This is a genomic window from Candidatus Palauibacter sp., assembly GCF_965208055.1.
Classification (GTDB): domain Bacteria; phylum Gemmatimonadota; class Gemmatimonadetes; order Palauibacterales; family Palauibacteraceae; genus Palauibacter.
On sequence record NZ_CBDBNY010000004.1, the window covers coordinates 2,008,225 to 2,025,121 of the forward strand.

Here is a 16,897-nt window from a genome sequence, read left to right on the forward strand (position 1 = left end):
CACCCCGCACCATCGCCGGCGGCCGGTCCCAACCGCTCTCCTCACGTCGAGCCGCCTCACCGCGCGGACCCATCCATCGAGGACGTATTTGCCATGCGACGGAACTCGGCGGGGTCGGAGGCGATCCGGAGGCATTCCTCGAAATCCACCTGTCGCCGGACATAGAGCTGGTGCAGCGCATCGTTGAGCGTCCGCATGCCGAACCTGCGCGCGGCCTGCATCGCGGAATGGATCTGATGGACCTTCGCCTCACGGATCAAGGCTCGGACCGCGGGCGTCGCGACGAGAATCTCGCAGGCGACGACGCGTCCGCCGCCCTGCGCCCGGCGAAGGAGCGTCTGGGTGATGACACCCTCGAAGACGTGGGCGAACTGCGCCCGCACCTGCTCCTGTCGGTGGGCCGGGAAGGCATCGATGATCCGGTGGATGGACTCCGCGGCCGAACGCGTGTGCAGCGTACCGAGCGCGAGGTGTCCGGTCTCCGCGATCGTGAGCGCGGCTTGAATCGTCTCGGGATCCCGCAGCTCGCCGATGAGGATCACGTCGGGATCCTGGCGCAGTGCGTAGCGGAGGGCGCTGGCGAAGTTGGGCGTATCCTGCCCGATCTCGCGCTGGTTCACGATGCAGCGTTTGTGCGGATGCACGAATTCGATCGGATCCTCGATCGTCACGATGTGGCCCGCGCGGGCCGTGTTGATGCGGTCCACCATCGCCGCCAGCGTCGTCGACTTGCCCGATCCGGTGGGCCCCGTCACCAGCACGAGCCCGCGCGGTTTGTCCGCCAGTCGCCCAACGATCGATGGAACGCCGAGTTCGCGCAGACTCGGGATCTCGACCGGCACCCGGCGGATGGCGCACGCCATGCTCCCTCGCTGCCGGAACAGGTTCGCGCGAAAGCGGGAGAGGCCGGGGATCGCGAAGCCGAAATCGAAGTCGGGCTCGCCCGCGAAACGTGCGCGCTGGTCCTTCGATAGCATCGAGCGGCCGAGGGCCGCGGTGTCCTCCGGATCCAGCACGGCCTCCGCGCGACTGTCCGTGAGGTCGCCGTCGATCCGGAGCTTCGGGCGTTCGCCCGCCGTAAGGTGCAGGTCGGACGCGCCCCGTTCGACCATCTCGCTCAGCAGTTCAACCAGAAGTGCGTCCATGGGCCCGGCCTACGCCGGCGTCTCCCTGAGCACGTCTTCGAGGGTCGCGATCCCCCGTCTCACCTTGGCGAACCCGTCCTGCCGCAGGGTGATCATCCCCTCGTCGATGGCGCGGCGTTCGATCTCTTCCGAGGATGCGCCCGCCAGGACCAGCCGGCGGATCGCGGGGGACATCGGAAGGACCTCGTACAGACCCTGACGGCCCGAATACCCCGACCCGCCGCACGAATCGCACCCGGCGCCGCGGCAGAAGGCGCTCCCGCCGCGCCCACCCGCTTCCAGTCCGACCGACCGCAGGATCTCGGGTGCGTAGCTCGTCTCGGTTCGACAGTCGGGGCAGATCCGGCCGACGAGCCGCTGGGCGGTGATGACCTTGACGGCGACGGCGACATTGAACGCCTCGATCCCCATGTCCACGAGTCGCGTCGGCGTCGAGGCGGCGTCATTGGTGTGGAGCGTGGAGAGCACGAGATGGCCGGTGAGCGCCGCCTTGACGGCGATACCGCCCGTCTCGCGGTCGCGGATCTCGCCCACCATGAGGATGTTCGGGTCCTGGCGCAGGAAGGCGCGAAGCGTCGTGGCGAACGTAAGGCCGATCTTCGGACGCACCTGGACCTGGTTGATGCCGTCGATGCTGTACTCGACCGGATCCTCGGCGGTCATGATGTTCGCCTCCGGCGTGTTGAGTCTCGCGAGCGCGCTGTAGAGCGTTGTGGTCTTCCCGGATCCCGTGGGCCCCGTGACGAGGACCATGCCCGATGTCTGTGAGATCGCGGCGAGCAGCGCGCGCTCGGCGCGGGCCTCCATCCCGAACGATTCGAGATCCAGTACCTGCCGCTCCTTGTCGAGGATTCGGAGGACGAGTTTCTCGCCGAACAGCGTGGGAAGCGTCGACACCCGGAAGTCGATGACTCGGTCGGCGACCGGCATGCGGATCCGGCCGTCCTGGGGTATCCGGCGTTCCGCGATGTTCAGGTCCGCCAGGATCTTGAGGCGAGACGTCAGGGCCGCGGCCATCCGGAAGGGTGGACGCATGATTTCGCGCAGTCTCCCATCCAGACGATAGCGGACGCGCAGTTCACTTTCGTACGGCTCGACGTGAATGTCCGACGCGCCGCGATGCACGGCATCGCCGAGGATGTCGTTGATGAGCCTGACGGCCGGTTCCTCACCGGCTTCGGCCGAGCCGGCTTCGGCCGGAGATGGCTCGGCCACCTCCGCCGCGCGCCGTTTCTCGTGTGTCGCGCCGGCGCCATAACTCCGGTCGATCCGTTGGCGGAGCGTGTGTTTCCCGACCTTGACGGCTTCGACCTCGAACTGGGTGAGGAATGTCAGATCGTCGATGAGCGCCGCGTCGGACGGATCGGCCATCGCGACGGAAAGCGTCCGGCCCGCACGCCGCAGCGGGAGTACGAGATGCCGGCGCGCGAATTCCGCCGGGATGAAACGAAGGGCGTTCGGATCCGGCGCCAGCCGCCTCTTCGTCGGGGCCGGCGTATCCGGAGCCGCCGCGTCCGAGGCCAGCGTATCCGAGGCCAGCGTATCCGAGGCCAGCGAGGGCATCACGGCGCGCTCGCGCATACCCGTTCCCGGAAGCGGGCGAAGGAGCGTGCCCCGATGCCTCGGACGCGGGTGATGGCTTCGGGGGTTTCGAACGGCCCGTTCGCGCTGCGGTCTTCAATGATGCGGGCCGCGAGAGCGGGTCCGATGCCGGACAGACTCTCGAGTTGTTCGCGATCGGCCCGATTGAGATCGATTCGCGCGTTTCCCGGCGGACATCCCGTCGACGCCGCCGCGACCGGCGCGGGACGCGACCGGGGCGCCGCAGGCTCGAAGCGAAGATACGGCGCGAGTCGGCGCGCGGTGACCTCCCCCACACCGCCTACCCGCTCCAGGTCGGCCGCGCCGCGGAAGGGAGCACGCTCCCGCTCCTCGATGAGAGCCTCCGCCAGACTTGGACCGACGCCGGGCAGCCGCCGCAACTCGTCGGCCGGGGCGCGGTTCACGTCGATCTGTTCGCCGTCGGCGAGCGGAGTCTGCGCCCGCTGCTCCCGGGTCAGGGCCGCGACGACCTCGCCCTCGATGCCCTCCAGATCCGTCGCGGGATCGATTTCCCCGAGACCCTCCACCCGGCCGGCGCCGGGCGCGAGGAAGGTGCGCGTCACGAGACTCACCCCCACGAGCACGAGCGCGGCGCCCAGCGCCTTGCGTTCCGCACGATTCAGATCCCACACCCCGCACCTCCCCCCATACCAGGACCGATTCCTGCACGAGGATCGGGAAGCGGATCAACCGGGCGTCAAACGGTCATGCGCGGGCGTGTCGGAGGGCGTTGGGATGCGTCGGGACGCGTCAGAAGATGAAGGTGATCTCGGCCCAGCCGTCGACCGGGTTTCCGTCGCGCAGCGCGGGCCGGTATTCCCACGCCCGCACCTGGCGCATGATGTCGCGGTTGAAGTCCTCGTCCGGAGTCGGAGGATCCAGTTCGACGAGACCTGGACGCCCGGTGGCGTCGACGAAGACGCGCACCGTCACTTCCATGCCGCGCACGGAGCCGGGGGGATCCCAGTGCGGCACGACGGATCTCGGCACGGGCGACACGTATCCGTCGCCCTCGCCCCCGCCCGCCCCGTCGTTCCCGGGACCGATCCCGGCCCCGCTCCCGGCGGAGGGCGCCGGCGCGCCGACGGGCAGCAGTTCGGAGGACACTTCGATCGCCGCATCCCGGACCTGGATGTCGGGCATGTCGACGGCGAGGACGGGCCGCGGAGGCGGCGGGATCTCGATCCTCCGCGGCATGGAGACCCGCAACGCCTGCAGACCGCCCCCGCCGGCGGGGAGATCCGGATCGGCGCCGGGCCGGGCCGCCCGCTCGAACTCGGGCGCCGGGCGCACCCACGCGAACAGGAGAAGCGCGTGCAGGAGCACGGAGGCGAGCATGCCGCCCCACCACACGGCCCGCTCCCGCGGATGTGAGCGCGCCCACGCGACCCTCGGTCGCCAACCCCGGCCCTCCCCTGTCGCGCGCACGATTCGATTCGACTCCCGGGCTGTCAGGCGGCTGCCGGCAGGCTGTCCGCCGGCCCACGAGGCATCCTACGGCAGGCCGCGGTTTCAGGTTCCGGCGCTTGCCGCCCCGTCAGACCTTCCGGCACATTGTGCGCCACCCGACACGTCTCCATCCAGGAGCCATCTTCCGTCTCCATGAAAGCGATCCGCAAACCCGGGGCGGTCCCCGGCCTCGTTCTGTGCGACGCCCCGGTGCCCGAGATTCGCTCCGGCGACGTGCTCATCAAGGTGCGGCGGGCGGGGATCTGCGGCACGGATCTGCACATCCAGCAGTGGGACCAATGGTCGCAGCACCGCGTGACTCCGCCCGTCACTCTCGGCCACGAGTTCATGGGAGAGGTGGCCGAGATCGGCCGGCTGGTGCAGAACATCGAGGTCGGCGACCGCGTGTCGGCGGAGGGACACCTCGTCTGCGGGCACTGCGAGTACTGCGGCACCGGGCACGCGCACGTGTGCCGGGAGACCCGCATCATCGGCATCGACCGGGACGGCGCGTTCGCCGAATACGTCTCCATTCCGGCGGCGAACATCATCCATATCCCCGACTCCATCGACGACGACCTGGCGGCGGTGCTGGACCCGCTCGGCAACGCTTTCCACACGGTTTTGCACACCGACGTCGCCGGTCGTGTCGTCGCCGTGGTGGGCTGCGGCCCCATCGGTCTGTTCGCGATCGGAATCGCGCGCGCGGCGGGCGCCTCGAGGGTCATCGCTGTCGAACCGCACGAGGGGCGGCGCGCGCTCGCCGCGAGCATGGGCGCGCACGACTGCCTCGACCCGCTCGAGGGGGACGTGGAGGCCCGGATCGCCGACCTCACGCACGGCTACGGGGCCCACGTGGTGTGCGAGATGAGCGGGCACCCGGACGGCGTGCGCTCCGCGTTCCGCATGTGCCGCAACGGGGGCCACGTCCGCCTGCTGGGGCTGCCCAAGGACGCGGTGGAGGTCAATCTGGCGCGCGACGTGATCTTCAAGGGGCTCAACGTGTACGGCGTCGTGGGGCGCCTGATGTACCGCACGTGGATCGAAATGCGGGACTTCCTCGTCGAGGGGCGTCTCGACATCGACCCCGTGATCACGCACCGGCTCCCGTTCGACCGCTTCCAGGATGGGTTCGACGCCATGAACTCGGGCGAGGCGGCGAAGGTCGTCCTCGCGCTGGACTAGCGGCCCGGCCCCCGTGGCGCGCGCCGCCGCCCCCGTCGTCCCGGCCCTCGCCGTCACCGTGCTGCTGACGGCCGGGTGCTGGCGCATCGGGGATCCCACGCCCAGCGACGCGCTCGTCACCTGGGCCGCCTACCCCGAGACGGTGCGGGTGGACGAACCCTTCTCGTTCGAGTTCGCCGGCCCGGTGTCTCCCGACCAGTGCGGGCGGCTCGACACCGCCACCCTGGCGATCACCGGCGCCTCGATCGAACTCGCCGCCGTGCGGAGCACCTTCAGCACCATGTGCTCGCCGCAGAACGTCAGCTTCTACGAGGCGCGGCCGCTGAGGATCGCGACGCCGGGAGCGTATCGCGTGCGCGGCTCGGCCGGGATCGATCTCGGCACCCTGATCGTCACGGACACCGGGACTTTCTCCGGCACCCGCGCGTGGGGGGAAGGCACCATCCGCGAGGCGGCCGGGTGCTGGCTGTTCGGGCCCGGGTGGATCGGAAGCCAGCGGGTATTCGCGCTCGACGGCCTGAGCCCCGAGCTTCGCGAGGCGGGGACCGACCGCGTCCTCCATGTCCGCGGGCGGCTGCGGGGCTTCATCTCGTGCGGCAACTGGGGGTCGCGCCCCAGAATCCGGGTCGACACGGCGTGGGCCACCGACAGGCGGGTCGGCGATCTCTATCCCTAGCGACACGAGTCCGGGAGGACGCGATCATGGCACGGTATCATGACACGGTATCATGACATTGTATGAGGAGCGGGATGTGATGACGGCGAATGTGAACCGGGGCCTCGAGCGCCGCCTCGTCTCCGAACTCGGGGAGATGAAGGAGAACGGGGTCCACAAGGAACTGCTGCACATCATGGGGCGGCAGGCGCCCGTCGTGGACATCGATGGTCTGGGCGAGACCATCAACATGTGCTCGAACAACTACCTGGGCCTGTGCGACGAACCCTCCGTGATGCAGGCCGTGAAGGACGGGGTGGACAAGTACGGGGCCGGGACCTCCTCGGTGCGCTTCATCTGCGGGACGTTCGACATCCACCGCGAACTCGAGGCGGTGATCGCCGACTTCCTCGAGACGCCGGCCTCCCTCACCTACACCTCCGCGTGGAACGCGAACGAGGGCCTCTTCGCGCCGCTCCTGGGGCCGGAAGACGCCCTGATCTCGGACCGCCTCAACCACGCCTGCATCATCGACGGGATCCGCCTCTGCAAGGCGCGCCGCTTCATCTACGACCACATGGACATGGGCTCGCTGCGCGAGGCCCTGGAGGCGAGCCGGGACGCGCGCCACCGGCTCGTCATCACGGACGGCATCTTCTCGATGGAGGGGGAGATCGCGCCGCTTCCGGAGATCCGGGAACTGTGCGACCGCTACGACGCGATCATGGCGGTGGACGACTCGCACGCGACGGGGGTGCTCGGCGACACGGGACGGGGGACGCCCGAGCACTGGGGCATGCACGGCGAGGTCGACATCGTCACGTCGACGCTCGGCAAGGCGCTAGGAGGCATGGCGGGCGGCTTCACGGCGAGTTCCGAAGCCGTGATCGACTTTCTCAATCAGGCGTCGCGCACGCAGTTGTTCACGAACGCCCTGCCCTGCCACTCGGCGGCCGGCGCCATGGCCGCCATCAGCCATCTGGAAGCGCACCCGGAACTCGTGGCCCGGCTCCGCGACAATACGGAGTACTACCGCGAGGGACTGATCGAACTCGGATACAAGCCGATTCCCGGCGCCACGCCCATCGTCCCCGTGATCGTCGGAAGGACGGCGGACGCGATACGACTCAGCCGCGAACTGCTGCGCGAGGGCGTCTTCGTCATCGGGTTCGGGTATCCCGTGGTCCCGCGCGGCGAGGCCCGGATCCGCTGTCAGTTGTCGGCCGCGCACGAGCGCGAACACATCGACGCCGCCCTCGCCGCCCTGAAGAAGGTCGGCCGGCGGCTCCACCTCATCTGACGCCTCGGGCGCCACGGAGACTGCGGGGAGCATGGAATCGTGACTGAGCGCGGACTGAGTCGGGAGATGCCCGGGGGGATGGTCATCGCCCCGTCGATCCTCGCCGCCGACTACGCGCGGCTGGGGGCGGAGGTGGCCGAGGCGGAGGCTGCGGGAGCGGAGTGGTTCCAGCTCGACGTGATGGACGGACACTTCGTCCCCAACCTCACGATCGGGCTGCCGGTGCTGGAGTCGCTGCGCGCGGTCTCCGACTCGTTCCTCGACGTGCACCTGATGATCGACAACCCGGGCGAGTTCCTCGAGCCCTTCGCGGCGGCGGGCGCCGACATGCTCACGGTCCACCAGGAGGTGTCGGCCCACCTGCACGGGGACCTGCACCGGATCCGGGAGCTGGGCTGCTACGCCGGCGTCGCGTTGAATCCGGCCACCCCCGCGGAGACGCTGTCGGAAGTCCTGGGGTACGTGGACCTCGTCCTCGTGATGACGGTGAACCCGGGGTTCGGAGGACAGAAGTTCATCGCCGAGGCGGTGCCGAAGATCTCCACGGTGCTCCGGATGGCGGCGGATCGCCGGCTGGCGCCCCCGGCCATCCAGGTCGACGGGGGGATCGACCCGACTTCGGCTCCGGTGTGCGCGGCCGCGGGGGCGTCGGTGTTCGTGGCCGGCTCCTCGGTCTTCCGCTGGGCGCCCGGCATCGACGCGAACATGGCGGCGCTGCGCGACGCGCTCGCGCCCTTCGGCTGAGATTGCGGTGAACGGCGGCGGGCTTTCGCGCGAAGAACTCATCCGCTACGGGCGGCATGTGAGCATCCCGGAGGTGGGGATGGAGGGGCAGCGGCGCCTGCGGGCCTCGAGCGTGCTCATCGTGGGCGCGGGCGGGCTGGGATCGCCGGCGGCGCTCTATCTCGCCGCGGCGGGCGTAGGACGGCTCGGACTCGTGGACCACGACCGCGTGGAACTCTCCAACCTGCAGCGACAGGTGCTCTACGACACGGATTCGGTCGGGACGCCGAAGCTCGCCTCCGCCCGGACGCGACTCGCGGGCCTCAACCCGCACGTCGCCGTCGAGACCTTCGAGGCGCGCCTCGATTCCGGGAATGCGATCGAGATCCTCGAGGGGTGGGATTTCGTCATCGACGGGAGCGACAACTTCCCGACCCGGTATCTCGTGAACGACGCGTGCGTGATGCTCGGGACGCCCTTCTCGTACGGAGCCATACTGCGCTTCGAGGGCCAGGCTTCGGTCTTCGCCGCGCCCGACGGCCCCTGCTACCGGTGCCTGTTTCGGGATCCGCCGCCGCCGGACCTCGTGCCCAACTGCGCGGAGGCCGGGGTTCTCGGCGTCCTGCCCGGGATCGTGGGGTCGATCCAGGCAAACGAGGCGATCAAGTGGCTGGCGGGGATCGGCGAGCCGCTCGCCGGGCGCCTGCTCCTCATCGACGCGCTCCGCATGGAGTTCCGCTCGCTGGATATCGCCCCGGACCCCGAGTGCGTGGTGTGCGGCCCCGAGCCGAGCGTGACGGACCTCATCGACTACGAGCGCTTCTGCGGAGAGACCGGGGGCGAGGCGGCGACGGGCGGCGAAGGCGGGGCGGAGGACGGCGCGGGAACGGAGGACACAGGGGACACCATGGAAGATGTCGACATCGATGTGCACGAACTGAAGCGCCGGATCGATGCCGGCGAGCGTTTCCAGCTCATCGACGTGCGCGAAGACTACGAGTGGGCGATCTGCAACCTCGAGGCGGCGGGGGCGCGTCTCGTGCCGCTCGCGACGCTCCCCGCGGCGGTCGAGAGCTTCGACGCGTCGGAACCGCTCATCATCCATTGCCGCTCGGGTCCCCGCGGCGACCGCGCCGTCGAGTACCTGCGCGCGGTCGGGTTCGACCACGCGGTGAACCTCGCGGGCGGGATTCTGGCGTGGGCCGAGGAAATCGATCCCGCCATGCCGCAGTACTGACGGCGGCCTGAGTCTGTGACATCAGCCGTCCGCATCGTCTCACTCCTCGCTTCGGGGACGGAGATCGTCGACGCGCTTGGACTCGGCGAGTGCCTCGTCGGCATCTCGCACGAATGCGACCATCCGCCGCACCTGCTCGACCGTCCGCGGGCGAGCCGGCCCCGCTTCGATCCCGAGGGGCTCACCAGCGGGGAGATCGACGCCGCAGTGCGCGAGGCGATGATCGAACACGGCAGCGTGTACGAGATCGACGAGGCCCTTCTCGCGCGGCTCGACCCGGACATCATCATCACGCAGGCCGTGTGCGAGGTGTGCGCGGTGCCGACGGGCGGGGTGCGGGAGGTGCTCGGCGCGCGCGGGATCGAGGCCGAGGTCGTGTCGCTGGATGCGCACACGATCGACGACATCCTCGCCTCGCTCGGGCAGGTGGCGCATGCGGTCGGGGATCCGGAGGTGGCTCGCGGACCCGGGAGGTCGCTCCGTGGGCGGATCGAGGCGGTGCAAGCGGCGGTGCGGGACGCCGTCCCTCCGCGGGTGCTCGGCATCGAGTGGTTCGACCCGCCCTTCGCGCCCGGCCACTGGGTGCCGGAGATGATCGAACTTTCCGGCGGCCGGAACCTGGTAGGCGAAGCGGGGCGGCCTTCCCGCGAGGTGTCGTGGGACGAAATCGGAGACCTCGACCCGGACGCGCTCCTCCTCATGCCCTGCGGCTACGGTCTCGAAGCGGCCCGTCAGGACGCCGACATACACGCCGCACGTCTTCGGAAGGTGGCTCCGCGCGCGATCGCCGAGGGGCGCGCCTGGGTCGTCGACGCCTCCTCCTACTTCAACCGCTCCGGTCCCCGTTTCGTCACGGGCGTCGAGATCCTGGGCGGACTGCTGCACCCGGACCGCCTCCCGCCCCCGGATCCGGCGGTCGCCGCCGCGTGGACGCCCTCCGCCTGACGGACGGGTCGCGGGACTCGGTGGGGACATCAACGGACCACGCATGAGGGGCGTTAGGGAGCCCCGACGCCAGCCGCTTGTCGGGCGTCAGTCGAAGTTGACCTGGCGTACCTCTTCGACTCCTTCGAGGCCCTCCAGCGCGCGCAGCGTCTCCGCCGGCAGTTCGCCGTCGATCCTCACCACGCCGAAGGACTGGCCGCCGCCCTTTCGCCGCGCAAGGTGGTACTCGGCGATGTTCGCGTGCACCTCGCCGAGCACCGTCCCCACGGCGCCGATCACCCCCGGCTGGTCACGATTGCGGATGAGGAGGCAGGTGCCGCGGGGCTCCGTCTCGATGCGGAAGGTTCCGACGCGCACAATGCGCGGTTCCATCCGGGATCCCATGAGGGCGCCGCCCACAACCCTTCCCCTGCGTCGCCCCGATGCCGCGGAGAGTTCCACGTAGTTCGTGTAGTCGCCCACGGCCTGCGTACGTACGCGCACGATCTCCAGACCCCGTTCCGCCGCGATCGACAGGGCGTTCACGACGTTGAGGGGGGGATCGACCCGGCGTTCGAGGAACCCGACGGCGACGCTCGCCGCGAGGGGTCCGAGCACGCCGTCCTGCGGTCCTCCGTAGTGCACGTCGATCCGGTTGGGGGGTGCGTCCTCGATTCCGGCCAGGAGGCGTCCCAGCCGGTACCCGAGATCCATGATGGGTCCCGCCCCGTCGCGATCCTCGGCTTCGAAGGGAGCGTTCAGCGCGGCGCTGTAGTCGCCCTCGACGAGTGCGTCACGCACGGAGACGGCGATCTGTCGGGAGACCTGACGCTGGGCTTCGTACGTGGACGCGCCCAGATGCGGGCTGAACACGAGTTGAGGGGCGTCCCGCAGCGGGCTGTCGGCGGGGAGCGGTTCCGTCTCGAACACGTCGAGGCCGGCGGCTCCGAGATGACCGCTGGCGAGCGCCTCGGCCAACGCCGCCTCGTCCACGAGCCCGCCCCGCGCGGCGTTCACCAGAATCGAGCCCGGGCGCATGGCCGCGAGTTCCCCGCGGCCGATGAACCCGCGGTTTTCGTCGGAGAGGGGGACGTGCACCGTAATCGCGTGGCACGTCGGAAGGAGTTCCTCGAGGCTGGCGAGTTCCACCCCCAGATCGCTTGCACGGTCGGCGCTCACGAAGGGATCGTGGGCCACGACGCGCATCCCGAACGCGCGCGCCCGCCACACGACCTCCGCTCCGATCCGCCCAAGCCCGATCACGCCGAGCGTCTTCCCGCTCAACTGTATGCCCCGCAGCTCCTTGCGTCTCCATTCCCCGGCGCGGATGCTCGCGTCCGCCTCCGTGATCCGGCGGGCCGCGGCGAGGAGCAGAGCGAAGGCGAGTTCGGCGGTGGACTGCGTGTTCGCGGCGGGCGCGTTGAGCACGGCGATGCCGCGCCGCGTGGCGGCGGGGATGTCGATGTTGTCCACGCCCACGCCGGCACGCCCCACGACTCTAAGCCGGTCGGCGGACTCGATGAGGTCCGGGGTGACCTTGGTGCGGGACCTCACGATGAGCGCCGATGCGCCTTCGAGTGCGCTGCGGAGCGCTTCGCGATCCGATTCCGTGTGATCCTCGACTACGAGCCCGGGGGCGGCCCGCAGCGTCTCGATCCCGTCCGGGAGGAGGGGGTCCGCGATGATGACGCGAAGGTCGCTCCCGTTCGAATCGCTCACGGATTCTCGCTCAAAGGACTTCGTCGAGGACGGCCAGAAGCGCCTCCAACTCGTCGATAGTGTGCTCGCCCATGTGTCCGATCCGGAACGACGGCTGTTTCAGGGGGCCGTAGCCCGCGGCCACCGTGTATCCGTGCGCCAGCGCGCGGGAGACGACTTCGGGACCCGTCAAACCATCGGGAAGCATGATGACGGTCACGCACGGCGAGCGGTAGCCCGCGGGCGCGAGCACATGCCACGACCGGCCCGTTCGCGCGGCCGTATGGTCCACCCATTCGTACGTCCGGCGGGCCATGGCATCGTGACGCTCCCAACGCGCCTCCAGCCCTTCCTCCATCATCCGGTCCAGTTGCCGCTCGAGAGCGAAGAGGAGCGAGACGGCCGGCGTGTTCGGCGTCTGCCAGCGCTCGAGGTTCTTCTCGAACTTGAGGATGTCGAAGTAGAAGCCCCGGTGTTCGACCTCCCGTGCGCGGGCGAGCGCCCGCTCGGAGGCGACGGCCAGCGCGAGACCCGGCGGCAGGGCCACCGCCTTCTGCGACCCCGTGAGGACGAAATCCAGTCCCCACTCGTCGGTCTTCACCGGCGCCCCGGCCAGGGAGGAGACCGTGTCGACGGCGATCAGCACGTCGTCGAACTCGTGGACGACGGCGGCGAGTTCCTCCAGCGGATTGAGGACGCCGGTCGAACTCTCCGAGTGGACGACGGTGACGAGATCGTACCGGCCGGGCGCCGCGGAGAGCGCATCGCGCAGCCGTTCCGGCAGGTTCGGTTCGCCCCACTCCGCCTCGAGCGCGTCCGCGGGGCGCCCCGTCGCTTCGGCGATCGCGTGGAACCGCTTGCTGAACGATCCGTTCGTGAGGCAGAGGACGCGGCGGCGCGTGAGGTTCGTGATGGCGGCTTCCATCATGCCGGTCGCGGACGATGTCGACAGATACACCGGACGCGATGTCCGGAAGAGTCGCGACGCGGCAGGCTGCATCGCTTCGATGAGGCCCGAGACCTCGGCGCTCCGGTGCCCGGCGACGGGCCGCCGCATGGCGTCGAACAGGTCCGGAGGCACTTCGGTCGGGCCGGGAAGAAAGAAGCGGCCGAACGAGATTGGTGGGTTCATGGCGGGAGATGGTATCGTCCCCGGACGCCTGTGGCCAATCGGTCCCGCGCGGTTCTGGAAGCGTCCGGTTGACGCGCCGCCGGGACGGCGGGATTTTGCGGCCCGACCAAGGGGTTCACACATGCGATACGTCACAATCACCGACCTGTCTCCGGAAGATGTCCTCGACCGCGCCAAGACGTTCTTCGGCCGGCATTCCGGGCTCGCCGTGCGCGAGGAGACGGAGGCATCCGTCACCTTCGCCGGGGAAATCGGCCTCGCGAGGTTCGCGGTCGACCGGGCGGGAGGGCACACGAATGTCCGGGTGGAGACGGATCGCGTCGTGGGCCTCGACGTGACCGACCTCGCGAAGCGTTTCCTCTACACGCTCCGGAACGTCCATTGACACCGGAGGCCGCATGAACGCCATCACGGTACGCCTCATCATGCCCGATCGCTGGCTCGAGCACGTGGCCGAAATACCGGCCGACACGACTGTCGCAGACGCCAAGGCCTTCGGCATCCGCGCGATGCTCCAGCGCTCCTCGGACGACCCCGGCGACTTCTACACCGAGTTTTCCGAGCGCCGCATCCGCGATGAGACGCGCACCCTCGCGGAGGTGGGGATTGCGTCGCGCGGCGTCCTCTCGATTCGGGCCTACGACCTCGGGCACTACCCGCCCTTCCGGGGCTAGCGGGACGGGCGGTTGAAGTAGCTCCGCGTCTCCCGCCATACGACGCCTGACAGGAGCAGGAGGCCCAGCAGGTTCGGCGCCGCCATGAGGCCGTTGAGGATGTCGGAGATCAGCCACACGACATCGAGTTCCACGACCGCCGCGAACCCGACGACGAGCACGAAGGCCAGCCGATAGGGGCGGATCACGCGTTCGCCGAAGAGGTAGGCGAAGCTCCGTTCCCCATAGTAGGACCACCCGAGCATCGTGCTGAAGGCGAAGGTCGCGAGGCTGAGCGCGACGATGATGTCCCCCGCGCCCGCGAGAAGACTCGTGTCGAAGGCCAATTGCGTCATGTTCGCGCCCTCGGCGCCCGACTGCCACGCCCCCGTCGTGAGGATCGCGAGTCCCGTGAAGGTGCAGACGACGATGGTGTCGATGAACGTCTGTGTCATGGAGACGAGGGCCTGCCGCACGGGCTCGCGCGTCTGCGCCGCCGCCGCGGCGATCGCCCCCGTGCCGAGCCCCGATTCGTTCGAGAAGATGCCGCGCGCGACCCCGAAGCGCATCGCCTGGAGGACCGTGTAGCCCAGGGCCCCGCCGGCCACCGCGCGCCCCCCGAACGCGTGCTCGAACACGAGCCGGAAAGCCGCGGGGATCTCCGCCGCGTTGGACAGGAGGACGATCCCGGCGACACCCATGTAGAGGACGATCATCGTCGGCACGATGACGCTCGCCACGCGCCCGATGGACCGGATCCCTCCGATGATGACGAGCCCGACGGCGCCCGCCGTGGCGAGACCCGTGACCCAGTGCGGCAACCGAAACGATTCGTTCATCGCGTCCGCCACCGCCTGGGACTGGACGCCGTTTCCGATGCCGAACGCCGCGAGCGTCGCGAAGAGCGCGAAGGCGATCGCCAGGCCGCGGCCGAGCCCGCCCCGGCCGAGGCCGTGCTCGAGGTAGTACATGGGGCCGCCCGCCTTCTCGCCCCGGGAGTCGGTCTCCCGGTAGCGGACGCCGAGCACCGCTTCCGCATACTTCGTCGCCATCCCGAGGAGTCCCGTCACCCACATCCAGAAGAGCGCCCCGGGGCCGCCCGCGCCGATGGCGGTCGCGACGCCCACGATGTTCCCGGTGCCGACCGTTGCGGCCAGCGCGGTCATGAGCGCCTGGAAGTGCGAGATGTCGCCCTCGCCGCCGGGTTCGCGGCGCTTGACGAGCGCCAGCCCGAGCGCGTGCCACAGGCGGCGGAATTGGAGGCCCCGCAGCAGCAGCGTGTACACGAGGCCCGTGGTGAGGAGGAGGATGATGAGGGGGACGCCCCACACCCAGGCCTGAATCGCCTCCAGGGTTCCGACTGCGGAAATTGCGGTCACCTCGTACTGGACGTCATCGGGGGAGCGCGCGCCGGACGGCCGCGGCGAGCGGGCCGTGACGTTAGACGCGCCTCCGAGCCGCCGTCAACGCAACGGGACGGGCATGGCGCTCGGTGCCCGGGCCCACCGCGTGTCTACGCCGCCTCCACGCCGGGTCCACTTTGGACGGACGGACGCCTTGAGTACCTTCCCACCGATGGGCGAAGGCCCGTGCACGACCCCTTGTCCAATCCGTTTCTTGGGATCCCGCTCTTGAACCAGGACCAGTCGGAACCCGCGGCGGGAACGGCCCCGCCGTCTCCGGAGACGCTCGAGACCCTCTCGGGCGCGATCGAGCGGGGACGCCACATCGCGCTCATTGCCGCCGAGGGGGCGGGCCTCGCGCCGCTCTACGCGGCCGCCGCCGTGCGGGATCTTGCCGCGGGCGAGGCGGGCGGACGCGCCTTCGTGCTCACCGCCACCGTGGACCGCGCGCGGCGTTGCGCGTCGCGCATGCATGCCGCGGCCCGCGCCGCCGGGCATGAGGTCGTCGTCGTGCCGGGCGCCGCCGCCGGGGCGATCTCGCGGGCCCCGATCCTCCTCGGGCCTCCGGCCGCGCTATTGGAAGGGGTGCGAAGGGGGGACATTCCGGCGGGGGCGCTGTGCACCCTGGTCCTCGACGACGTGCGTGCGCTCGAGCCGGCGCGGGCCGCCGTCGAGGCCGTGGTGCAGACCTCGGGCGAGGGGGCCCGTCGGATCGCGACGACCCACGCTCGCGATGCGGCGTTCGACGAGTTGATCGAACGCTGGCTGCCGCGCGCGCGCCGCTGGCCGAAGGAACTGTTCGCCGAGCCGCGGGCCGGGGCGTCGGCGGGCGGCCGCGTGGCGGGCACTCCGATCGCCGTCGCGAGCCGGGCGACGCGCGAGGGCCGGCTGGCCCGTCTGGCCGAATTGCTTCACGACATCACGCGGGCCGGCGCGGCCACCGCCGTCAGCGTCGAGGCGCCCGCCACCGCCGTCGCCCAGGTGAGCACGGCGCTGTCGCTAGCCGGGCTGCAAGTTGCCGACTCCGAGGGAGCCGAAGCGGCCGAAACGGACGGCGCTGCCGCGGTGCGGGTCGGGGCGTGGGGCGATGTCGACCCCGCCGCCCATGCCGTCGCGTTCGAACTGCCGCCGGCGCCGGAGCTCCTCGCCCGCGCGGCGGCAACGGCCGAGCGCTGTTACGCCATCGTCGACACGCTGCACGAGCGGCAGCTCGAGCTGACGGCATTGCGGGCCGGGCTGCAGGCCGCGCCCCTGGGCGATCCCGCGGACCCCGCGCTCATGGACGACGTGGCCGCCTTCCGGACCCGCGTCTCCGACGCCCTCGAGCAGCAGGATCTCGCGAGCGGTGCACTCCTCCTCGCCCCGCTCATTGAAGAGCACGGCGCCGCGCGCGTGGCCGCCGCCCTGGCCGGACTCCTCCGCGGGGTGGACCGGCCGGCCCATCGGACCGGCGACGCGGCACCCGGCGATGGCCCGACCCGCGACGGGCCGACCCGCGACCGCGCGGGCACACCGCCCGACAGGAGCGCCCAGCGCGCCACGCGGCCGACATGGACCAAGGTCTTCGTCGGCGTCGGCAGGCGCGACGGCGCCGGCCCCGGCGACCTCGTCGGCGCCATCACCGGCGAGACATCCGCCGCCGGCGGACAGATCGGACGCATCGACATCCGGCAGAACTTCACCCTCGTCGACATCGACTCCCTGATGGCCGACGAAGTCGTCCGGGGCCTCGACGGCAGCCAGATCAAGGGCCGGCAGGTCGTCGCCCGCCTGGACCGCGAGACCCGGTAA

At 70.4% G+C, this 16,897-nt stretch carries 16 protein-coding genes; 9 read left to right on the plus strand and 7 right to left on the minus strand.

What is annotated here, in order from left to right; all coding sequences use genetic code 11:
• Positions 1–56: 56 nt before the first annotated feature.
• The 4 genes from ACOGXI_RS08855 to ACOGXI_RS08870 form a co-directional block, all read right to left on the minus strand.
• Positions 57–1,145 carry a type IV pilus twitching motility protein PilT gene (locus ACOGXI_RS08855; RefSeq protein WP_419938497.1) on the minus strand — a complete coding sequence of 363 codons (1,089 nt, stop codon included), beginning with the start codon at positions 1,143–1,145 and terminating at the stop codon, positions 57–59.
• 9 nt (positions 1,146–1,154) lie between these two features.
• Entirely contained in the window at positions 1,155–2,726 is a 1,572-nt protein-coding gene (locus ACOGXI_RS08860) for a GspE/PulE family protein (RefSeq protein WP_419938498.1), read from the minus strand.
• Positions 2,708–3,379 (minus strand): ComEA family DNA-binding protein, encoded by a 672-nt coding sequence (locus ACOGXI_RS08865; RefSeq protein ID WP_419938499.1) that lies wholly within the window; start codon positions 3,377–3,379, stop codon positions 2,708–2,710. The genes ACOGXI_RS08860 and ACOGXI_RS08865 overlap by 19 nt, the downstream gene beginning before the upstream one ends.
• Before the next feature lie 118 nt (positions 3,380–3,497).
• Positions 3,498–4,175 (minus strand): energy transducer TonB family protein, encoded by a 678-nt coding sequence (locus ACOGXI_RS08870; RefSeq protein ID WP_419938500.1) that lies wholly within the window; start codon positions 4,173–4,175, stop codon positions 3,498–3,500.
• 174 nt (positions 4,176–4,349) lie between these two features.
• Here ACOGXI_RS08870 and tdh point away from each other — a divergent pair, with 174 nt between their 5' ends.
• From tdh to ACOGXI_RS08900, 6 genes are all read left to right on the plus strand, one after another.
• On the plus strand, positions 4,350–5,381 hold the full coding sequence (tdh, locus tag ACOGXI_RS08875; protein WP_419938501.1) for an L-threonine 3-dehydrogenase: 1,032 nt from the start codon (positions 4,350–4,352) through the stop codon (positions 5,379–5,381).
• 13 nt (positions 5,382–5,394) lie between these two features.
• Positions 5,395–6,057 carry a hypothetical protein gene (locus ACOGXI_RS08880; RefSeq protein ID WP_419938502.1) on the plus strand — a complete coding sequence of 221 codons (663 nt, stop codon included), beginning with the start codon at positions 5,395–5,397 and terminating at the stop codon, positions 6,055–6,057.
• A 79-nt stretch (positions 6,058–6,136) separates the two neighbouring features.
• Positions 6,137–7,336, plus strand: coding sequence for a glycine C-acetyltransferase (locus tag ACOGXI_RS08885; RefSeq protein ID WP_419938503.1), 1,200 nt, complete (start codon positions 6,137–6,139; stop codon positions 7,334–7,336).
• Between the two features lie 66 nt (positions 7,337–7,402).
• Positions 7,403–8,080: a ribulose-phosphate 3-epimerase gene (gene rpe, locus ACOGXI_RS08890; RefSeq protein WP_419940182.1), complete on the plus strand. Its 678-nt coding sequence runs from the start codon at positions 7,403–7,405 to the stop codon at positions 8,078–8,080.
• A gap of 7 nt (positions 8,081–8,087) precedes the next feature.
• Positions 8,088–9,296 carry a molybdopterin-synthase adenylyltransferase MoeB gene (moeB, locus tag ACOGXI_RS08895; protein ID WP_419938504.1) on the plus strand — a complete coding sequence of 403 codons (1,209 nt, stop codon included), beginning with the start codon at positions 8,088–8,090 and terminating at the stop codon, positions 9,294–9,296.
• A gap of 15 nt (positions 9,297–9,311) precedes the next feature.
• The gene (locus ACOGXI_RS08900; RefSeq protein ID WP_419938505.1) at positions 9,312–10,241 is read left to right on the plus strand and encodes a cobalamin-binding protein; all 930 of its coding nucleotides are present in this window, start codon (positions 9,312–9,314) and stop codon (positions 10,239–10,241) included.
• Between the two features lie 87 nt (positions 10,242–10,328).
• Here the strand turns inward: ACOGXI_RS08900 and serA are convergent, their stop codons facing one another.
• Both serA and ACOGXI_RS08910 read right to left on the minus strand, forming a co-directional pair.
• Entirely contained in the window at positions 10,329–11,939 is a 1,611-nt protein-coding gene (gene serA, locus ACOGXI_RS08905) for a phosphoglycerate dehydrogenase (protein ID WP_419938506.1), read from the minus strand.
• Positions 11,940–11,949: 10 nt separating this feature from the next.
• A complete protein-coding gene (locus tag ACOGXI_RS08910; protein WP_419938507.1) occupies positions 11,950–13,050 on the minus strand; it encodes a pyridoxal-phosphate-dependent aminotransferase family protein in 1,101 nt (366 codons plus the stop codon).
• Between the two features lie 121 nt (positions 13,051–13,171).
• Here ACOGXI_RS08910 and ACOGXI_RS08915 point away from each other — a divergent pair, with 121 nt between their 5' ends.
• Positions 13,172–13,435, plus strand: a complete 264-nt coding sequence (locus tag ACOGXI_RS08915; protein ID WP_419938508.1) for a hypothetical protein — start codon at positions 13,172–13,174, stop codon at positions 13,433–13,435.
• 13 nt (positions 13,436–13,448) lie between these two features.
• Entirely contained in the window at positions 13,449–13,724 is a 276-nt protein-coding gene (locus ACOGXI_RS08920) for a hypothetical protein (RefSeq protein ID WP_419938509.1), read from the plus strand.
• On the opposite strand, the gene ACOGXI_RS08925 is transcribed toward ACOGXI_RS08920, so the two are convergent.
• On the minus strand, positions 13,721–15,082 hold the full coding sequence (locus tag ACOGXI_RS08925) for an alanine/glycine:cation symporter family protein (protein ID WP_419938510.1): 1,362 nt from the start codon (positions 15,080–15,082) through the stop codon (positions 13,721–13,723). The two genes, ACOGXI_RS08920 and ACOGXI_RS08925, sit on opposite strands and share 4 nt — an antisense overlap.
• A 252-nt stretch (positions 15,083–15,334) precedes the next feature.
• Here ACOGXI_RS08925 and ACOGXI_RS08930 point away from each other — a divergent pair, with 252 nt between their 5' ends.
• Positions 15,335–16,897: a DbpA RNA binding domain-containing protein gene (locus ACOGXI_RS08930; protein WP_419938511.1), complete on the plus strand. Its 1,563-nt coding sequence runs from the start codon at positions 15,335–15,337 to the stop codon at positions 16,895–16,897.